Source organism: Acetobacter sp. P5B1 (assembly GCF_018811985.1).
Lineage (GTDB): Bacteria > Pseudomonadota > Alphaproteobacteria > Acetobacterales > Acetobacteraceae > Acetobacter > Acetobacter cerevisiae.
In genome coordinates this window covers 42,819-59,722 of the sequence record NZ_JACRVS010000010.1, presented here as the reverse complement: position 1 = coordinate 59,722, position 16,904 = coordinate 42,819, and the positions used below count along the sequence as shown (strand labels likewise).

At 60.1% G+C, this 16,904-nt stretch carries 11 protein-coding genes and 1 pseudogene; 5 read left to right on the top strand and 7 right to left on the bottom strand.

The genetic code is table 11. The annotated features are described in order from the left end of the window. Positions 1–47: 47 nt before the first annotated feature. The 3 genes and pseudogenes from hpnI to dxs all read right to left on the bottom strand — a co-directional run. On the bottom strand, positions 48–1,217 hold the full coding sequence (hpnI, locus tag KP703_RS08485; protein ID WP_062141955.1) for a bacteriohopanetetrol glucosamine biosynthesis glycosyltransferase HpnI: 1,170 nt from the start codon (positions 1,215–1,217) through the stop codon (positions 48–50). Between the two features lie 73 nt (positions 1,218–1,290). Then, positions 1,291–1,728: an ABC transporter substrate-binding protein gene (locus KP703_RS08480; protein ID WP_373687460.1), complete on the bottom strand. Its 438-nt coding sequence runs from the start codon at positions 1,726–1,728 to the stop codon at positions 1,291–1,293. A 20-nt stretch (positions 1,729–1,748) separates the two neighbouring features. Next, positions 1,749–3,589: pseudogene (gene dxs, locus KP703_RS08475) on the bottom strand (1-deoxy-D-xylulose-5-phosphate synthase); the annotation flags it as partial. Positions 3,590–3,996: 407 nt separating this feature from the next. Between dxs and hpnH the strand changes: the two are divergent. Together hpnH and KP703_RS08465 are read left to right on the top strand one after the other, a co-directional pair. Next, positions 3,997–5,211 (top strand): adenosyl-hopene transferase HpnH, encoded by a 1,215-nt coding sequence (gene hpnH / locus KP703_RS08470; protein WP_062142130.1) that lies wholly within the window; start codon positions 3,997–3,999, stop codon positions 5,209–5,211. Between the two features lie 265 nt (positions 5,212–5,476). Next, entirely contained in the window at positions 5,477–6,775 is a 1,299-nt protein-coding gene (locus tag KP703_RS08465) for a hemolysin family protein (protein WP_062142131.1), read from the top strand. 90 nt (positions 6,776–6,865) lie between these two features. On the opposite strand, the gene KP703_RS08460 is transcribed toward KP703_RS08465, so the two are convergent. Both KP703_RS08460 and KP703_RS08455 read right to left on the bottom strand, forming a co-directional pair. Continuing rightward, the gene (locus KP703_RS08460; RefSeq protein ID WP_062142154.1) at positions 6,866–7,867 is read right to left on the bottom strand and encodes an alpha-E domain-containing protein; all 1,002 of its coding nucleotides are present in this window, start codon (positions 7,865–7,867) and stop codon (positions 6,866–6,868) included. Positions 7,868–7,893: 26 nt separating this feature from the next. Beyond that, positions 7,894–9,366 (bottom strand): circularly permuted type 2 ATP-grasp protein, encoded by a 1,473-nt coding sequence (locus KP703_RS08455; RefSeq protein ID WP_215754500.1) that lies wholly within the window; start codon positions 9,364–9,366, stop codon positions 7,894–7,896. A 292-nt stretch (positions 9,367–9,658) separates the two neighbouring features. Between KP703_RS08455 and KP703_RS08450 the strand changes: the two genes are divergently transcribed. Together KP703_RS08450 and KP703_RS08445 are read left to right on the top strand one after the other, a co-directional pair. After that, the gene (locus KP703_RS08450; RefSeq protein WP_252353948.1) at positions 9,659–10,678 is read left to right on the top strand and encodes a transglutaminase family protein; all 1,020 of its coding nucleotides are present in this window, start codon (positions 9,659–9,661) and stop codon (positions 10,676–10,678) included. Between the two features lie 50 nt (positions 10,679–10,728). Continuing rightward, positions 10,729–11,814 carry a putative zinc-binding metallopeptidase gene (locus KP703_RS08445; RefSeq protein WP_215754499.1) on the top strand — a complete coding sequence of 362 codons (1,086 nt, stop codon included), beginning with the start codon at positions 10,729–10,731 and terminating at the stop codon, positions 11,812–11,814. A gap of 22 nt (positions 11,815–11,836) precedes the next feature. Here KP703_RS08445 and KP703_RS08440 read toward each other — a convergent pair whose 3' ends face one another. Together KP703_RS08440 and KP703_RS08435 are read right to left on the bottom strand one after the other, a co-directional pair. Continuing rightward, positions 11,837–13,783: a lytic transglycosylase domain-containing protein gene (locus KP703_RS08440; RefSeq protein WP_215754498.1), complete on the bottom strand. Its 1,947-nt coding sequence runs from the start codon at positions 13,781–13,783 to the stop codon at positions 11,837–11,839. A gap of 210 nt (positions 13,784–13,993) precedes the next feature. Next, positions 13,994–14,890 carry a uracil-DNA glycosylase family protein gene (locus KP703_RS08435; protein ID WP_231874900.1) on the bottom strand — a complete coding sequence of 299 codons (897 nt, stop codon included), beginning with the start codon at positions 14,888–14,890 and terminating at the stop codon, positions 13,994–13,996. Positions 14,891–15,033: 143 nt separating this feature from the next. Between KP703_RS08435 and KP703_RS08430 the strand changes: the two genes are divergently transcribed. Beyond that, the gene (locus tag KP703_RS08430) at positions 15,034–16,902 is read left to right on the top strand and encodes a tetratricopeptide repeat protein (protein WP_215754497.1); all 1,869 of its coding nucleotides are present in this window, start codon (positions 15,034–15,036) and stop codon (positions 16,900–16,902) included. Positions 16,903–16,904 lie beyond the last annotated feature (2 nt).

Here is a 16,904-nt window from a genome sequence, read left to right as displayed (position 1 = left end):
AATATGGGTAGGGATTTACTCTTGCGGAAGAGGCGAGACAACCCGTCTCAGCCTTCCGGTGATAATTGGCTGGCCGGAGGAGGCCCGACCGGGTGGGGAGCAACGTGCATGGTCTGCCCCCGCCAGTCCACCCGGGTACCACTGGCGCTGCCCACCATAATAGCGGCGGAAAGCCAGTCCCGCGCCGGCAGCAACAGCAGCGGCCAGAGGGGGCGCGAGCCTACGGCGCGGTTAATGACCAGCCCCGTAACAACCCGGATGGCCCAGACGCACCCAAACAGCACCAGTGGCCAGAGGGCGTGGGGCTGAAACAGGATAGCCAGTGTGGCCCAGAACAGCGGGAGCTGAATGGAGGAGGCCCCATAGCCAGCCGGAGCCAGCGTGCAGACCGTGCGGCCCCAGCGCAGTTCATGGGAGAGCAGTTCTGCAAAGTTGGGCTCACCGATGGTGGTCCAGGTCAGGCAGTCGGCAATGGTGATATCTTTGCCCAGCAGGCGGACCAGCCGCCCCAGCAGGGCATCATCCGCCACATGCGGCAGCAGCGCCTCAAGACCGCCGACGGCCTCCAGCACATCGCGCCGCAGCGCCATGGTGGCGCCCAGACAGTCCTGCCGGCCCAGATAACGGGAGAGCAGCACGCCGGGCAGAAAATTATGATTGATCTGGCAAGCGGCCAGCATCTGCACAATGGTGTTATGCGCAGGCAGACCAGCATAAAGCGTGGTGACCAGACCGGTATTGGGTTTGTGCAGGGCGCTGACGATATGCAGCATGTAATCCGGGCTGACATGAATGTCAGAATCGGAAATGATGAGCAGATCATGCCGGGCATACGGCAGGATGTTCATCAGATTGCTGATCTTGCGGTTCAGACCATGAACAGTCGGGTCCACGATCAGCTGCATGTCCAGATGCGGATGCCGCGCCTGCAGGCGATGAACGATGTCGATGGCGGGATCATCATGGTCCCGCACGCCAAACAGAATCTGGAATTCGGGATAGTCCTGCGTACAGAAGCTTTCCAGCGCTTCTTCCAGTAACGGCTCATCCCCGTAAAGAGGTTTGAGGACGGTTACCGGCGGCAGGGGTTTGAGGGTAACGGGCCGGCGCTCCGTGCGGCGGAAGCGCGCCAGCAGGGAGGCCCCGGCAATGGACTGAAGGCAGCCCGCCGCAGCCAGACCACTGCTGGCCAGCGCCAGAATGGAGAAAGCGGACATTACAAACCAGCCGCTGTGCGGCCCATGACCGGGCAGTTTGTATGTCCGCTACGCATCACGCTCGTTATCCTGCTCAGTCGTTGGAGAAAGTTTTAACTTTACGTTCCAAGACATTGATCAGGCCCGACACGCCACCGGAGGTGAGTGTGGAGCTGAAGTCGGAACGCTGGGCGGCAGCCTGACTGATGCGGGAATCGCCCAGCAGTACATCAACAATTTTCCAGCCGGACGGCGTGCTGTGCATGATGTAGCTCAGCGGGGTGCCGGGCATGCTGTCATCCGCTCCGATATAGGTGTTCACGATCTTGTTACCACCAACGGGGGAGTTTTCAAGGCCCGGCTTCATGGTGAATCGGGCGTCAGTCCCCGGTTTGAAGCTGGACACATACCGCGCAATGGTAAAGTCCCGGAAGGCTGCCAGCAGCTTGGCTTTGTCCGCCGGAGCAAGAGCCTGATAGCGCACGCCAATGGAGGCATGCAGCACGGCATCCAGATCAAAAGCCTGATCCACGCCAGCGCCGACGACCTGGCTGCGCTCTGCAAAGCTGCTGTGCCCAGCGCGCTGAGAGCGGTTTTGACGATGTGGGGGGCGGTGAGACCGGCCTGCTCGTACTGGGCGTCCTGCGTATTATGGTCGATGAAGATATCGGGCAGGGTCATGGGGCGGAAGCGGACATGGTCCAGCAGGCCGGTATTGGCCAGATGCTGGCCCACCTGCGCGCCAAACCCGCCAATCGCGCCTTCTTCCAGCGTGATCAGCACGGCATGGTTGCGGGCCAGATTTTCTACCAGTGCGGTATCAATCGGTTTGGCAAAGCGGGCATCGGCTACGGTGGGGGGCAGGCCCTGCGCTGTGAGCAGATCGGCCGCTTTCAGGGCTTCCTTCAGCCTTGGGCCGAGCGAGAGGATGGCAATGCCGCCTTTCTCGCCGCCAGCCTGACGGCCCATCTCCCGGATGATCCGGCCCTTGCCGATTTCCAGAACCTGACCTTCTGCCGGCAGTTCCAGACCCAGGCCGCCACCACGCGGATAGCGCAGGGCAATCGGGCCTTCATCAAACTCGGTGGCCGTTGCCGTCATGTGCAACAGCTCGACTTCGTCAGACGGGGCCATGATGCTCATGCCGGGCAGGCAGCCCAGATAGGCGATGTCGAAGGAGCCGGCATGGGTCGCTCCGTCGGCCCCGACCAGACCGGCGCGGTCAATGGCGAAGCGGACGGGTAGCTTCTGCAGCACCACGTCATGCATCACCTGATCATAGGCGCGCTGCAGGAAGGAGGAGTAGATGGCGCAGAACGGGCGAAGGCCTTCGGTCGCCATACCTGCGGCAAAGGTCACGGCATGCTGCTCGGCAATGCCAACGTCAAAGAAGCGGTCAGGATAGTTCTTCGCGAACGCATCCAGCCCGGTGCCGGACGGCATGGCGGCGGTGATGGCGGCAATCTTGTTGTCGGTTGCAGCCCGGCGCACCAGTTCGCGAGCAAACACGGAGGTGTAGGACGGCGGTCCGGCAGGGCCTTTTTTCTGCTCACCGGTGACGACGTTGAACTTGGCGACGGCGTGATACTTGTCCCCGGCCTTCTCGGCGGGCTGATAGCCGTGACCTTTTTCGGTCATCACATGCAGCAGGATGGGGCCGTTATCCGTATCGCGCAGGTTGCGCAGGATGGCGACCAGCTGCGGCAGGTCATGCCCGTCCACGGGGCCGACGTAATAGAAGCCCAGCTCTTCAAACAGCGTGCCGCCGGTAATCATGCCGCGGGCATACTCATCCGCCTTGCGGGCGGTGCGTTCCACCGGGGCAGGCAGCTTCTTGACGACTTTCCCGGCCAGTTCGCGCAGGCCCATGAACTTGCGGGAGGACATCAGGCGGGAGAGGTAGTTGGACATCGCGCCGACCGGCGGGGCGATGGACATCTCGTTATCGTTGAGGATGACGATCAGCCGTTCCGCACCCGGGCCAGCCACGGCGGCGTTGTTCATGGCCTCATACGCCATACCGGCGGAGATGGAGCCATCCCCGATCACGGCGATGACGCTGCGCTCATGGTAGGACGGGTCTTCTTCCGCGCGCAGGTGATGCGCCACGGGTAGGCCTGATGGCCCACATCCCAGATCACCTTGTCAGCCGGGGTATCGAACACCGCATGCAGGGCCACGGTCAGTTCCACCACGCCCAGAGAGGCGCCCAGATGGCCACCGGTGGTGGAGACGGCGTCAATGGTCTCGGCCCGCAGCTCGTCCGCAATCTGCTTGAGCTGCTCGACCGAAAGGTTCCGCATGTCAGACGGGTAGGTCACCCGGTCCAGAGCAGGAAAACGGCCAAGGGTGGGAATCCGAGGCTTTGCATTTTTGTCGTGAGAACTGTCCATGCGATCGTTTCCATCTTCTTTTCTTGTAGGAAGCGGAATGCCGTCCGGGGAGGCTGGGCGGGATTTCGTTGCCGTCAGTGTGTCTTAACGTCGCGCGAAATATTTTCACACATCGCGATATCAGCCGTTTTGGTTTAATGTTTCTGGCCTGAACGCAAGCCTGCAATTAAAAGTAAGTACATATTGTGTCTTTTTTGCCACATGTTTTGAAAAAGGCTTGAGCTTGACAAACGAGCCAACCTATATGCAGGCGAACAGTTCCATACGTGATTATGTGCGCAGCACCTGTGGTGGCCGTTACACGGTATGCAGGGGCTGGTTGCCCGGCATGGTCACGTTTTGACAGATTATGAAGTGTCTCACTCAGTTATGATGCAGGCGTCTCAGATGCGCCAAAGCGGGGGTTTATGGCCGTACCTATAATGCAGGCCGTCAGGGTCGGCAGTTATGTCGTCAAACAGCACATCACCGGGCGCAAGCGCTATCCGCTGGTTCTGATGCTTGAACCGCTTTTCCGCTGCAATCTGGCATGTGCCGGGTGTGGTAAGATCGATTATCCCGCAGCCATTCTCAACCAGCGCATGACCGTGCAGGAATGTCTGGATGCGGATGCGGAAGCAGGCGCACCCGTCATCGCCGTGGCCGGGGGTGAACCCCTGCTGCACAAGGAGATGCCGGAGATTGTCCGTGGCCTGATCGCCCGGAAAAAATACGTCTATCTGTGCACGAATGCCCTTCTGCTTGAAAAGAAGATGGATGAGTATGAACCCTCTCCGTTCTTCTCATGGGACGTGCATCTGGATGGCGACAAGTCCATGCACGATTCCTCCGTCTGTCAGGACGGGGTGTATGAACGCGCTGTTGCGGCCATCAAAAAGGCCAAGGCACGCGGCTTCCGTCTCTCCATCAACTGCACCCTGTTTGACGGGGCAGACCCCAAGCGCGTGGCATCCTTCTTTGATGAAGTGATGGCGATGGGCGTGGACGGAATCATGACGGCTCCGGGTTATGCGTATGAACGTGCGCCTGACCAGGAACACTTCCTCAACCGTCAGAAAACCAAGCAGCTCTTCCGTGACATCTTCCGTCTGGGCAAGGGCAAGAAATGGCGGTTTACGCAGTCTCCGCTGTTCCTGAACTTCCTGGCGGGCAATGAGCAGTATCACTGCACCCCCTGGGGCAAGCCGCTGCGTAACGTCTTTGGCTGGCAGCGTCCGTGTTATCTGCTGGGTGAAGGTTATGCCAAGTCTTTCAATGAGCTGATGGAAGACACCAAGTGGGACGATTACGGCACCGGCAACTATGAAAAGTGCGCTGACTGCATGGTGCACTCCGGTTACGAATCCACCGCTGTGATGGATGCCGTGCGCCGCCCCTGGCACATTGCAAAAGTCGCTCTGTTCGGCCCGGAAACCGAAAAGCCGATGGCTCCGGAAATCTCCCTCGCCAACCAGCGTCCTGCTCAGTACGTCTTCTCCAAGCAGGTGGAAGAGCAGATGGAAGAAATCGCCGCCCGCAAGCCTGCCAAGGCACCGCGTGTGAAGGTGATCCGCACGGATGCAGCCAATGCCGACGCAGCTCCGGCCAAAGCAGCGCCGGTGGAAGCAACTGCCGCCGACTGAGTCTTTCCTCAGTTTGCGACTCCATGAAAGGAGCGGCTCCCGCACAGGGGCCGCTCTTTTTTTGTACGGTGCTCCGAGGTGTTGAGGCTGTTTTTCCCCTGATTTGTCTCTCTGGCTGGCATACGCTGCCTGCATAAGAGGTGGGGTGTAAGCTCGTTTTCCGCATAGGGATGTGCGCTGGCAGGCATGGCCAGCGCGTACTGGCCTCAGGGGCCATCATCCCCTATCGTGCATTTTCCTTCGTCACGCAGGGCCACCGCATTTCATGACTGCTTCCATTCTTATCATTTTTTTACTGGTTATTCTGAACGCCGTTTTTGCCATGGGGGAACTGGCTCTGATTTCGGTCAGAATGCCGCGTCTGGCCATTTTGCGGGAGCAGGGCATGCGGGGCGCAGACCGTGCCATGCGTCTGGCGGAAGACCCGCAGATTTTCCTGCCCACAGTGCAGGTCGGTATGACGCTGGTGTCCATTCTGGAAGGGACATTCGGTGGGGTGCAGGTTGAAGCGCATCTCACGCCCCTGTTGGAAAAGATCGATTTTCTTCGGCCTGTGGCGGCTCAGGTCTCCATGGTGCTGGTGGTTATCGCCATTACGGCTCTCATGCTGGTGCTGGGTGAACTGGTGCCCAAACAGCTGGCGTTGCGTGAGCCCGAAAAAATGGCGGCCCGTCTGGCTATGCCGCTGGAAATTCTGGCGCACGCCACGCGCCCGGTGGTGTGGGTGCTGCGACAGTCTTCCAACATCGTGCTCAAGCTGATGGGGGCTGGCGATGCCGTGAGCCAGACGCTGACGGAAGAAGAACTCAAGGCCTATATCGCCGAAGGGGCTCGCTCCGGTGTGCTGGAGCATGAAGAGCGCACGATGATCGAGCGCCTGCTACGTCTGGCAGACAGGCCGGTGCGCGCCATCATGACGCCGCGTAATGAGTTGTACTGGATTGATCGCCATGCCGGGCGTGACGCGCTGATCAAGGCGCTCAAGCAGACAACCTATGCCCGTCTGGTGGTGTGTGAAGGCGGCGTGGATAACCCGGTCGGGGTTGTTCTGGCCAAGGACATGCTGGACCGTATGCTGGATGGCATGCCGGTCTCCATAGAAGCAGGCCTGCGGCAGATGGTGGTGGTGCCGGACAGCATTTCAGCGCTGGATATGCTGGAGCGGATGCGTAGTATTTCTCTGGGCATGGCGTTTGTGTTTGATGAATACGGCTCGTTTGAAGGGGTCGTGACAGCGTCTGACCTGTTTGACGCCATTGTGGGTGAGGGCGGTCATGACGCCTCTCAGACCACCGCAGCCCATCACGCGCCCACACAGGATGATGTCCTGCTGATGGACGGCACGGAGTCTGCTGATGAAGTGAAAGACCGCCTCGGCCTGCGGAGCCTGCCGGATGAAGGCAGCTACCACACGCTGGGCGGCCTGATTCTGGCTCTGCTCCGTCGCGTGCCCGCCATTGGGGATAAGGTGGTCTATTCCGGCTGGCTGTTTGAAGTGCTGGAAATGGAAGGCCGCCGCGTCTCCCGCGTGCGGGCCAGCCGGCAGGTTCTGGCCGAAAACTGAGGACCAAAAATCTATCGAACAAACGGCCTGAACAGAGGGATCTGTCAGGCCATTTTGATGTGGAGCACGCGGCGGTCGGACCTTAGAGGGCTATTGCTGAACCTGCACAGGGGGCGTGCCGCAATGGGGTGTAACAGGCCAGAAGGCCTGCGCAGTTTCCTGCTGCATTTTTGAAATCTGGGTTTGAATCCACTGCATATATTCGTGCAGCCCACGGATGATGATGTCGTCCACTGTCTGGTCTGCCAGTGTGACGCGCAGTTCCGCGACGCGCTCCTGAATAGGGGAGCAGAGGCGGCGCAGACTGCCATGCCCGGCAAGGGTGCTGAGGGTGCTGTCCAGCAGGCGCAGGCTTGTTGTCAAAGAGCGGGGGAAAGCATCATTTTTCAGCAAAAATCCCACAACATTGGCAGGTGTTGTCATCACCGGCTGTAAACGCCGGAAGGCATGATACGCTGCAGCGGAGCGCAGGATGGACGCCCATTGGGTAATGTCAATTTCAGACCCGACTGCCTCATGGCCCGGCAGAAGCGTATGGTAGCGGATATCAATCAGGCGGGTAATCTGGTCACTACGCTCCAGATGTTTGCCCAGCAGATAGAACAGCCATGCCTGATCCCGATACAAGGTACCTTCGGTGACGCCAAAATGGGTTTGGCATTCCTGCTTCAGCCGGTTGCACAGGCCGGAAAGGCTGTTCATCCGGATATCGGAGGGCTGCAGGTCCAGCACCCAGCGGGTAAAGACGTTGAGCTGCATCCACATTTCCGTTGAAATCAACGGACGGACAGCACGTGCATTTTCCCGCACGGAATGGGCCATGGCCTTGATGGAGTTCGGGTTTTCCTTTTCCGTCACGTAAAAGGCAATGACATCCTGTTCCGTGACAGTCTGATGGCGGGCGTAAAAACAATCCTCATCAGAATGGATCTGCAGAATGGTATCCCACCCCGGCTGACCATCCGGCCCGCGCACAAAGCTTTCCGTTACTTCCAGAAGCCGGGCCAGATTTTCAATACGCTCCATGTAGCGTGCCAGCCACATCATGCACTCGCCGTAGCGCGAGAGCAGATTGTTCAGCCCCGGCTGCATATGGAAAAGGCCTGTGGAAATTTCACTCATGATGCCAGCACCCACGTATCTTTGGAGCCACCCCCCTGTGACGAATTGACGACGAGTGAGCCTTTCCGCAGCGCCACGCGGGAAAGGCCTCCCGGCAGAACCCACGTGGAGCGGCCCGTCAGCGCAAAGGGGCGCAGGTCCACATGGCGTGCTTCCACACCGTTGGGGCAAAGGGTGGGGGAGACGGAAAGATTGACGACCGGCTGGCTAATGTAATTGCCGGGGTTTTCTTTCAGCCTGCGGCGGAATTCATCCAGTTCGTCCTGCGTGGCATGCGGGCCAATCAGCAGGCCATAGCCACCGGACTCACCAACGGGTTTGATCACCAGCTTGTCTATATTGGCCAGCGTATAGGCCAGCCCCTCGGGTTCTGCGCAGATATGGGTATCGACACTGTCCAGAATGGGGTCCTGATTGAGATAATAGCGGATAATGCGCGGCATATAGGCATAAACGGCTTTATCATCCGCGACTCCCGTGCCCAGTGCATTGGCAATGGTGACATTCCCGCGGCGATAGGCTTCGACCAGCCCCGGCACGCCCAGCATGCTATCCGGATTGAAAGCCAGAGGGTCCAGAAATTCATCATTCAGGCGGCGATAAATAGCATGGACAGGCCGCAGTCCCGCTACGGTGCGCATGAACACACGGTGGTTTTCCACCACCAGATCCTTACCTTCCACCAGTGGCACGCCCATCTCGCGCGCCAGAAAAACATGCTCAAAATACGCGGAATTATAAATACCGGGAGAAAGCAGAACGACCTGCGGGTCCAGCACACCTTCCGGCGAGACTTCGCACAGGCTCTGGTGCAGTTTCAACCCATATTCATCTACGGAGCGGAGCGGCAGACCGGCAACCAGATCCGGCATAAGCCGCAACATCATATGCCGGTTTTCAATAACGTAAGACACACCGGAGGGGGTCCGGGCATTATCTTCCAGAATCAGAAAACGCCCGTTCTGGTCACGGATTAAGTCTGTACCGTTAATATGCACATACACGCCACCGGGCACGTTCAGCCCGACCATGGCCTCACAGTAATTCGGGTTATTCAGAACGAGGTCTGCCGGGATAATCCCGTCCCGCAGAATGGCACGGTCATGATAGATATCGTGCAGGAACAGATTAATGGCCTGAACGCGCTGCTGCACGCCGCGCTCAATATGGTCCCATTCCGCGGCGGTGATGACGCGGGGAATGACATCAAACGGCAGCACACGGTCTATCGCCTCGCGGTCTGAATAGACGGTGAAGGTAATGCCCAGCCGGTACAGCTGGGCCTCTGCCGCTGTTGTGCGGTGCCGCAGGTCCGCCAGCGTAAAATGGGCCAAACGGTTCTTTACAGCCTGCACAGCTGGGGGGACGCCATCCTTGCGGTTCATGAGTTCACAGAAGAAATCCGGAACATCATAAGCGGCAAAAATACCAGCCGCCTGAACGGGTGCATGGAGTGGCGTGTCATTCATACCCTGACTCCCGATATGAGGTCCGACACTCTGGCGGGTCCGGAAACCTGCGCCTCTGCATGCCGTTTCGTTACGGTTAATTACTTAAGACGAGCAGGATTTCAGGCGTTTGCCAAGCCGCAAAACAGAAATTTGTTCTTTTAACGGAATATCATGTGCAAGGGGCTGGTCTGCCATGGATTAATGCTGATACCGTATACGCATTCATACGCCATAAGCGGTTTCTCCCGTCCTGTGGCAGGAGAGGAACAGGGCGTTTCAGCATGAGCAGGGTGTTCAGGGCCGTACCACCATGAGTTCACACGTCATGCTGACCCACACGACCCGGTATCGGTATGACCGGCCTGTTTTTCTGGGACCACAGACCATCCGCCTTCGCCCTTCCGGCACGGCCAGAACACCGGTGCGGTCCTATGCCCTACGGGTTGCTCCGGTCGCGAGCAAACAGAGCTGGCATCAGGATGGTTTCGGCAATCATGTTGCGGAAGTAGTCTTTGCGGAACGCGTGACGCATTTTGACATTACCGTGCGGCTTGAAGCTGATCTGACACCCAGAAACCCGTTTGATTTCACGCTTGCTCCTGCGGCGCGTCGCTGGACGCCGCCTGTCGTTTTTGCCACGCCCTTGAGTGAAGAAAGCGCACCAGCGCAGTACCAACAACAAGCCATGCAGCAACAGCAGCAGGCGTGTGCGATCGCGGGGTCTCAGCAGGCTGAGACAGATCTGCCCGCCTGCCCGCACCAGTTTTACACACCGGAAGAACAGGCCAAACTGGCCCTGTATCGCGCAACACCTCCCGCCGGACCGCATCTGCACGCGTTTCTGACGGACTGGGTGGAAAAAGCCCCGCGCGATACGCTGGATATGCTGGTGGCACTCAATCGCGCTCTGGCCGCCCGCATTGGGTATCAGTTGCGCCTTGAACCCGGCGTCTGGAGCCCGGAAGAAACGCTGGCCCGTGGGGTTGGCTCCTGCCGGGACAGTGCCTGGCTGATGATTGCCCTGTTGCGGCATCTCGGCTTTGGCGCCCGGTTTGTCTCGGGATATCTGATCCAGTCCAGCCAGACGGCGGAGGGCGAAGAGGCCCTAACCTGTGACCTGCACGCATGGGCTGAAGCCTTTCTGCCTGGTGCCGGCTGGGTGGGGTTTGATACCACTTCCGGGCTGCTGACAGCACAGGGCCATCTGCCGCTGGCTGCCACACCCGCTCCGGAGCAGGCGGCTCCGGTTACGGGCCTGCTGGACCAGTGCAAAGCCACGTTTGATGTCTCCATGCAAACTGATCGTCTGGTGATGCCAGACAGCGTCTGATTGACTGGTTTTCCTTGCGTTACGATCCCGGACGCAAGAGAGTGATCAGCATGAGGCTTTTTACCTGTCAGTCCTGTGAGCAGATTCTGTTTTTTGAAAATACAGTCTGTGAGCATTGCAAACATCAGCTCGGGTATCTGCCGGGGCTTTCCGTGTTGTCTGCACTGGAGCCTGTCGAGGGGGGCCTGTGGCGGCCTTTAGAGCCGCGCATCCGTCAGGCGGAACTGGCCTATTGCGCCAACCATGCACATGACGTGTGCAACTGGATGACGATGCCTAATGAAGCCGGGCATCCGTCTTTCTGTTTTGCCTGCCGGTTTAATCGCATCATCCCCAATCTGGATAAGCCGGAAAATCTGGAACGCTGGCATAAGCTGGAAGTCGCAAAGCATCGTTTGTTCTACACGCTGTTGCGCCTGAAACTGCCCATGAAAACCCGGCTGGAAGACCCATTGGGGGGTCTGGTGTTTGACTTTCTGGATGACCCGCCAGACGGCTCTTCTGCGGTGATGACCGGCCATAATAACGGTGTGATCACCATCGCGCTGCGTGAGGCGGATGATGCCTGCCGTGAGCGGATGCGAGTGGAAATGGGAGAATATTACCGCACGCTTCTGGGGCATTTCCGGCATGAAGTCGGGCATTATTACTGGAATGTGCTGGTGCGGGACGCCGGGCGGCTGGACGCCTGCCGTGCGGTGTTTGGGGATGACCGGGCCGATTATCAGCAGGCTCTGCAAACCTATTATGACAGCCCGCGCCCGACGGACTGGCAGACGCATCACGTCAGCATTTACGCCACGTCTCACCCGTGGGAAGATTTTGCGGAAACATGGGCGCATTACCTCCATATTGTCTCAACACTTGAGACAGCATGGGCCTATGGAGTCTCGATCAATCCGGCTCTGGCCGGGGCACAGCCCTCATCGTCTCCGCAGCATGGAGACCCTTATACGGAGGCCTCTTTTGATGAGATCATGCAGGCATGGCTGCCGCTGACTTATGCGGTCAACAGCCTGAACCGCTCCATGGGGTTGCCTGATTTTTACCCGTTTGTGCTCACGCAGGGTGTGGTGAACAAACTCTCATTTATTCACACCCTCATTCGGGAAACGCAGGCTTTACGGTCCTGCTAAACCCCAGTCCTGCATTGTCTGACTAATGCAGAACCCGCGTATTAATGGTGTGTGCCAGAGCCTGCTCGTCCGCAAAATCCGGCCATTCATTCCGTGCCAGTGCGGTGAGGGAGGGGGTCGGCAGTTTCAGCTTGGCAGCATAGATCCACAGGTATGAGAGCGCCCGATGGACGTAATCCCGCGTTTCCGTGTTGGGGATCAGTTCCATGAACAGTAGCGGGTCATCCGAGGAGGAGGCCGCTTTTTCCCACCGGGCCAGCGCCGTGGGGCCAGCATTGTAGCTGGCCAGAAGGCGGATCATATCGCCACCACGCAAAGGCGTGTGGGCGTTATGGCGCGTCAGGTCGGCCAGATACTGCACATAACGCTGCCCGATTTCCAGATTCAGGCTGGGGTCATGCAGGTCACTGGTCGCGTTTTCAAACCGGTGGTTCAGCGTATTGGGCGGGCTTGTCACAAAATCAGCCGTCAACGGGCGGATCTGCATCAGGCCATGCGCCCCGGCACCGGAGACGGCCTGCGGGTCAAAGTTCGATTCCAGCCGGGTCAGCGCATAGACCAGCGCCGGGTCCATAATAAACCCGTGGCGTGGCTTGAGCAGCGGGAGCGGCAGATTTTGCTGCTCCGGCCCCTGTGCCGAGGAGTGGGCCTGCAGGGCCTCAGACATCTCGGCAGAGAGGTCATGCAGGCCTGCGGCATCCGCCACCAGCTGGAAGGACCGGGCAAGTGTTACGTCATGCAGGTCCGGCCAGGCCCGGCGGATGGTGTTTTCCGCCCGTTCCTGCTCCCCGACCTGCAGCAGAGCAAACACCCGCCGCCCGATATCGGTCGCCCCCACCGCTTCAATATCAATTTCCGTCAGAACCTGTGCCGAGGGCGCTTTGCCTGAGGGTTCCAGCGGGGAGAAGCTGACTTTCCGCACATGGTCGTGCTCATGCTCATGGCTGGCGCTTGCATGATGCAGAATGCGGGTGGCCAGAAGCCCGTAAAAGGTTGTGGGAAAAGCCTCCGCATGCTGGAGCCAGGTATGGCGGGCATGGTCCTGCCCGAGCTTTTCGTGCGTGCGAGCGGCCCAGAAGGCACACGCGGCGCGCATTTCCGGCGTAGCGGTTGCGGCGTGAGAGGCTTTTTCAAAGAAAGGCGCCGCCTGCTCATAATCCCCCTGCTGCCACAGGGCCAGTCCGGCCACATAGCCTGCCAGAGCATTTTTGTTCCGGGAGCCTTCAACTGCGGTCTGGCTGATTTCCAGCGCCACATCCGTTTCCCCGGCATTGAGCATCGCCTGAGCGGTTTCTGCCTGAAGCTGGGCGGCGTAGGCGGGCGTCATGCCCGGTGTGGCGGTAATCAGATGAAGGGCGCTGTGCACGCCCTTCAGGCCCCAGCCGGTGCGTTCGCGCAGGGTGCGATCCAGCAGCGGGTTACGGGTAAAGTCCAGCGTCAGCGGGTCAGCCGGGATGCTGGTATGGTCCGGCGCCAGATGGGTGGAGACCGGTACGGGCGGCAACGGCCCCCCATGCTGGGGCAGGGCGGCCAGACGGGCCCAGATGGCGGCACCGTCAGCATAGGAGACATATTTCTTCAGCCAGGCCCGCAGTTCCGTCGCACCCGGATGGTAGGAGGGGTTGAGATAGCGGTCGGCCTCAATATCACCCAGCAGCGTGGCGTCTGTAAGCCGGGTCGTGCTGGTGATGGCTTCGGCAAAGGCCCCCTGTCGCTGGAGGCGGAAGATGGACTTGATCTGTGTGCTGACTTCCGGGGAGAGCGGCTTTGGGAGGGGAATGTCATCCCCTTCCGGAAACGCCTGTCGTGGCATGACCATCGCAAGCTCTTCGCTGTGCGTGTCCTGCCCCGTCCCGGGGAGCTTGGCATAGGCTTTCGTCGCTACGACGGAAGCACCGGCCAAAAGGGCGGCTCCGGCCATAAAGGCCTTTGCCGCGATTTGATGAGGGATCTGTCCTATCGCTCGCATGGCTGGCGGGGTCTATGAGGTTCTGCGCCAAAAAGCAAGTTTACTCTCTGTAAGCACTCAGGAGGAGTGCTTGAGAAAACGGGAAAACGCAGGTGTGAATAGCTGGCGAATAGGAGAGGAACTACTTGTGTTTAATAAGGAAATTGTCGTCTGAATAGAGTCGGCTTTATTGTTATGACTTCAGGATGTTCCTCCGGCTCTGGCGTGGATTCAGCCACTACCCCGTAGCGTTTGTGCAACAAGCATCAGGTCCTGCCAGATTTCCTTGCGGGCGGTGGCGCTGGCCCGCAGCTGGAGCGGGTGACGCATGACAAGGGTGGGGAGGGGCGAGGCCAGACCGGGGATGGCCGCAGGCCCCCAGCTTTTGCGGGGTAGGGGCATTTTGGCGTCCAGCAGCATCCGGGCCGGAAGCCGCCCGCACAGCAGCAAACGCTGGGGGGCAAACAGGGCAATGGCTCGTTCCAGGAAGGGACGACACAGCTTCAGTTCGGCTTCAGTCGGGGCGCGTCCGCCCGGTGGCCGCCAGGGCAGGGCCGTGGCCAGCAGCAAGGTCTGGCGGTCCAGCCCCAGCGGGGTGAGCATGCGGGCCAGCAGGTCACCACACAGGCCGGAGAAGACTGCGCCGCTCCGGTCTTCATCCGCATCCGGGGCTTCCCCGATAATCATCAGCGGGGCCTGAAGGGGGCCGGTTGGGAAGAGGGTATGCATGGCAGTTGTGCGCAAAGCGCATGCGGAAAAACCATCGACAGCCGAGCGCAAGGCCTCCGGCGTGGTGGCCGCCGCTGCCAGAGCCCGCGCCTGTGCCAGTGTTTGCGCCAGCAAAGCCGGGCCACTTTGTGCCGCCGAACCCCGAGGGCGTGCGGTCTCTGTGGACGGTGGGGGTGTCTGGCCAGAAACGGAGGGGGCAGGCGGCGCAGCGCGACCCGGAGCACCGGTCAGACGACCATCCGGCGCGCGCCGCATTGCGGGCTCTTCACCGGGGAAACGCATTTTTCCTAAGCGGGCGAGGCGCTGGTCCACGGGGGAGTCGCCCACCACGGTATCCACGCCCCATTCCCCGTACAGGCGCAGAAGAGACAGAGCGGCGTCCATCAGATAAACTGCCACAAAAAGGAGGGGCCGGTTTGGCGGTTGGCTGCGGGCAGGGTAGAGAAGTATCCGCCGTTCATGTCATGTCTCCCCAGTCTTTGACGGAACGGGGCGTATCCAATGGCCTGTTAGGGCCTCTGCCGCTCCTGGATAGGGTCATTATGCTGTTTTGTCGCCTTCTGCCTACGGTTTTCCTGCTGCTATCGGCTTCGGTTCTGACCCCCTGCGCGTGTGCTGCCGCTCCCAAAGGGGCAGAAACCAGCCAGACAGCCCCACCGGAAAAAGCCCCGGGCACACCGCTTCAGACCAAAAGTGAAGCCTTGCCAGTGGCCGGCCACATCGATTCGGGGGCGTTCCTCACTGCCGTGGTGGCCACGCATCAGGGGGATGATCTGGACGCAGCCCGGGCCTTTCGGGCCGCCGCCGCCGCAGACCCCACCAATCAGGACCTTCTGAAACAGGCCTTTATCCGCAGCGTGCTGGCCGGAGACCCTGAGGCCGTGCCGCTGGCGCGCGTGACAGCGAAGCTTCCGGAAGGGCAGAGCATCATTTCCTCGCTGGTGCTGGGGAACGATGCCACAGCACGGGGTGACTGGACGGAAGCAGCCCGTTTCTACCAGCAAGCCGGCGCAGACCCTATGGCGCACCTTATTATGCCGCTGCTTCAGGCATGGTGTCAGCAGGCGCAGCATCATGCGGATGAGGCGATTGCGTCTCTCACTCACATTCAGGGTTCTGTGCTGGTGCCGTTTTATACGCTGCACGCCGCTATGATCGCGCAGACGGCTGGCCAGACCGCGCGTGCGGGAGACCTGTTCGCGCAGGCTGCCAAAATAATGCCGGGTTATGACCTTTTGCTCACGCGGTCTCAGGCCGCATGGCTCTGGTCGCAGGGGCAGCAGGACAAGGCGCGTACGCTCATGCGGGGCATGATTCAGGCGGACCCGGTGCTGGCGCTGGCCGGAGCCCAGTTGCAGGCGACTATCAGCCATTTCCCCGTCACGTCCGCGCAGAGCGGTATTGCCCGCGCGTATGTTCTGACGGCGTTTCTCCTGCGTCAGCAGGGCCGCCAGCAGGGGCGGAGCCAGCATCCCGGTCCGAGTGATCATCAGTTTGATGAAGCCTCTCGTCTGATGCTGGGTTTTGCGTTGGGGCTGGACCCGCATCTGGCGGAAGCCCGGCTGATGCTGGCGGAAATTCAGGATGATGAAGGCCATCAGACTGCCGCGCGTGAGACTTTGCTGCGTATCCCGCAAACAGACCCGCTCTACCCCGTTGCCGCTTTCCGTCTGGCGCTGGTGGATGGCTCGACCGGGCATCTGGATGAAGCGCGCACGATTCTGACGCACCTTGCGCAGGATACGGGCGGGCAAGGACTGGCCGTGCGGGCCTTAGGCAATACCTTGTCTGCTCAGAAGGACTGGAAGGGCGCCATTACGGCCTATAATCAGGCCGTGACGCAGGCGACAGCCAGCAAGACGCTGGACTGGTCGCTCCTGTTCCTGCGGGCCGTAGCGTATCATGAAGCAGGTGACTGGCCCCGCGCGAAGGCAGACCTGCAACAGGCCTTGAAAATGGCCCCGGATGAACCGCTGCTGCTCAATTTCCTCGGTTATTCCATGGTGGAGCGCAAAGAGAATCTGGGTGAGGCCGAAGCCCTGCTGCGCAAGGCCGCTGATCTCGACCCGCAGGATGCCGCCATTCGGGATAGTCTGGGGTGGGTTAAGGTAGAGCAGGGAGATCTGGCGGGCGGCACCGCTCTGCTGGAGCGCGCTGCCGAGCAGACGCCGGAAGACCCGGAGGTTAATTACCATCTGGGGGAGGCCTACTGGCGCGCCGGGCGGCAAAGCGAGGCAGTGGACCAGTGGAACGTCGCTCTTGGTCTGCACCCCGAACCAACGGATGAAGCCCTGATCCGAGCCGCACTGGCACGCGCCTCGGCAGCCGGGATTAATAAAGCCACACAGCAGCAGAGCGCCCCTCCGGCCGAGAGCGGCCCTGCCAAAAGCGGAGGAAAGCACACGCCGTGACG

Excerpts from the sequence above, each read along its gene's own strand:
- hpnI (WP_062141955.1), bottom strand. The coding sequence starts at position 1,217 with ATGTCCGCTTTCTCCATTCTGGCGCTGGCCAGCAGTGGTCTGGCTGCG.
- hpnH (WP_062142130.1), top strand. The coding sequence starts at position 3,997 with ATGGCCGTACCTATAATGCAGGCCGTCAGGGTCGGCAGTTATGTCGTC.
- KP703_RS08465 (WP_062142131.1), top strand. The coding sequence starts at position 5,477 with ATGACTGCTTCCATTCTTATCATTTTTTTACTGGTTATTCTGAACGCC.
- KP703_RS08460 (WP_062142154.1), bottom strand. The coding sequence starts at position 7,867 with ATGCAGCCGGGGCTGAACAATCTGCTCTCGCGCTACGGCGAGTGCATG.
- KP703_RS08455 (WP_215754500.1), bottom strand. The coding sequence starts at position 9,366 with ATGAATGACACGCCACTCCATGCACCCGTTCAGGCGGCTGGTATTTTT.
- KP703_RS08450 (WP_252353948.1), top strand. The coding sequence starts at position 9,659 with ATGAGTTCACACGTCATGCTGACCCACACGACCCGGTATCGGTATGAC.
- KP703_RS08445 (WP_215754499.1), top strand. The coding sequence starts at position 10,729 with ATGAGGCTTTTTACCTGTCAGTCCTGTGAGCAGATTCTGTTTTTTGAA.
- KP703_RS08440 (WP_215754498.1), bottom strand. The coding sequence starts at position 13,783 with ATGCGAGCGATAGGACAGATCCCTCATCAAATCGCGGCAAAGGCCTTT.
- KP703_RS08430 (WP_215754497.1), top strand. The coding sequence starts at position 15,034 with ATGCTGTTTTGTCGCCTTCTGCCTACGGTTTTCCTGCTGCTATCGGCT.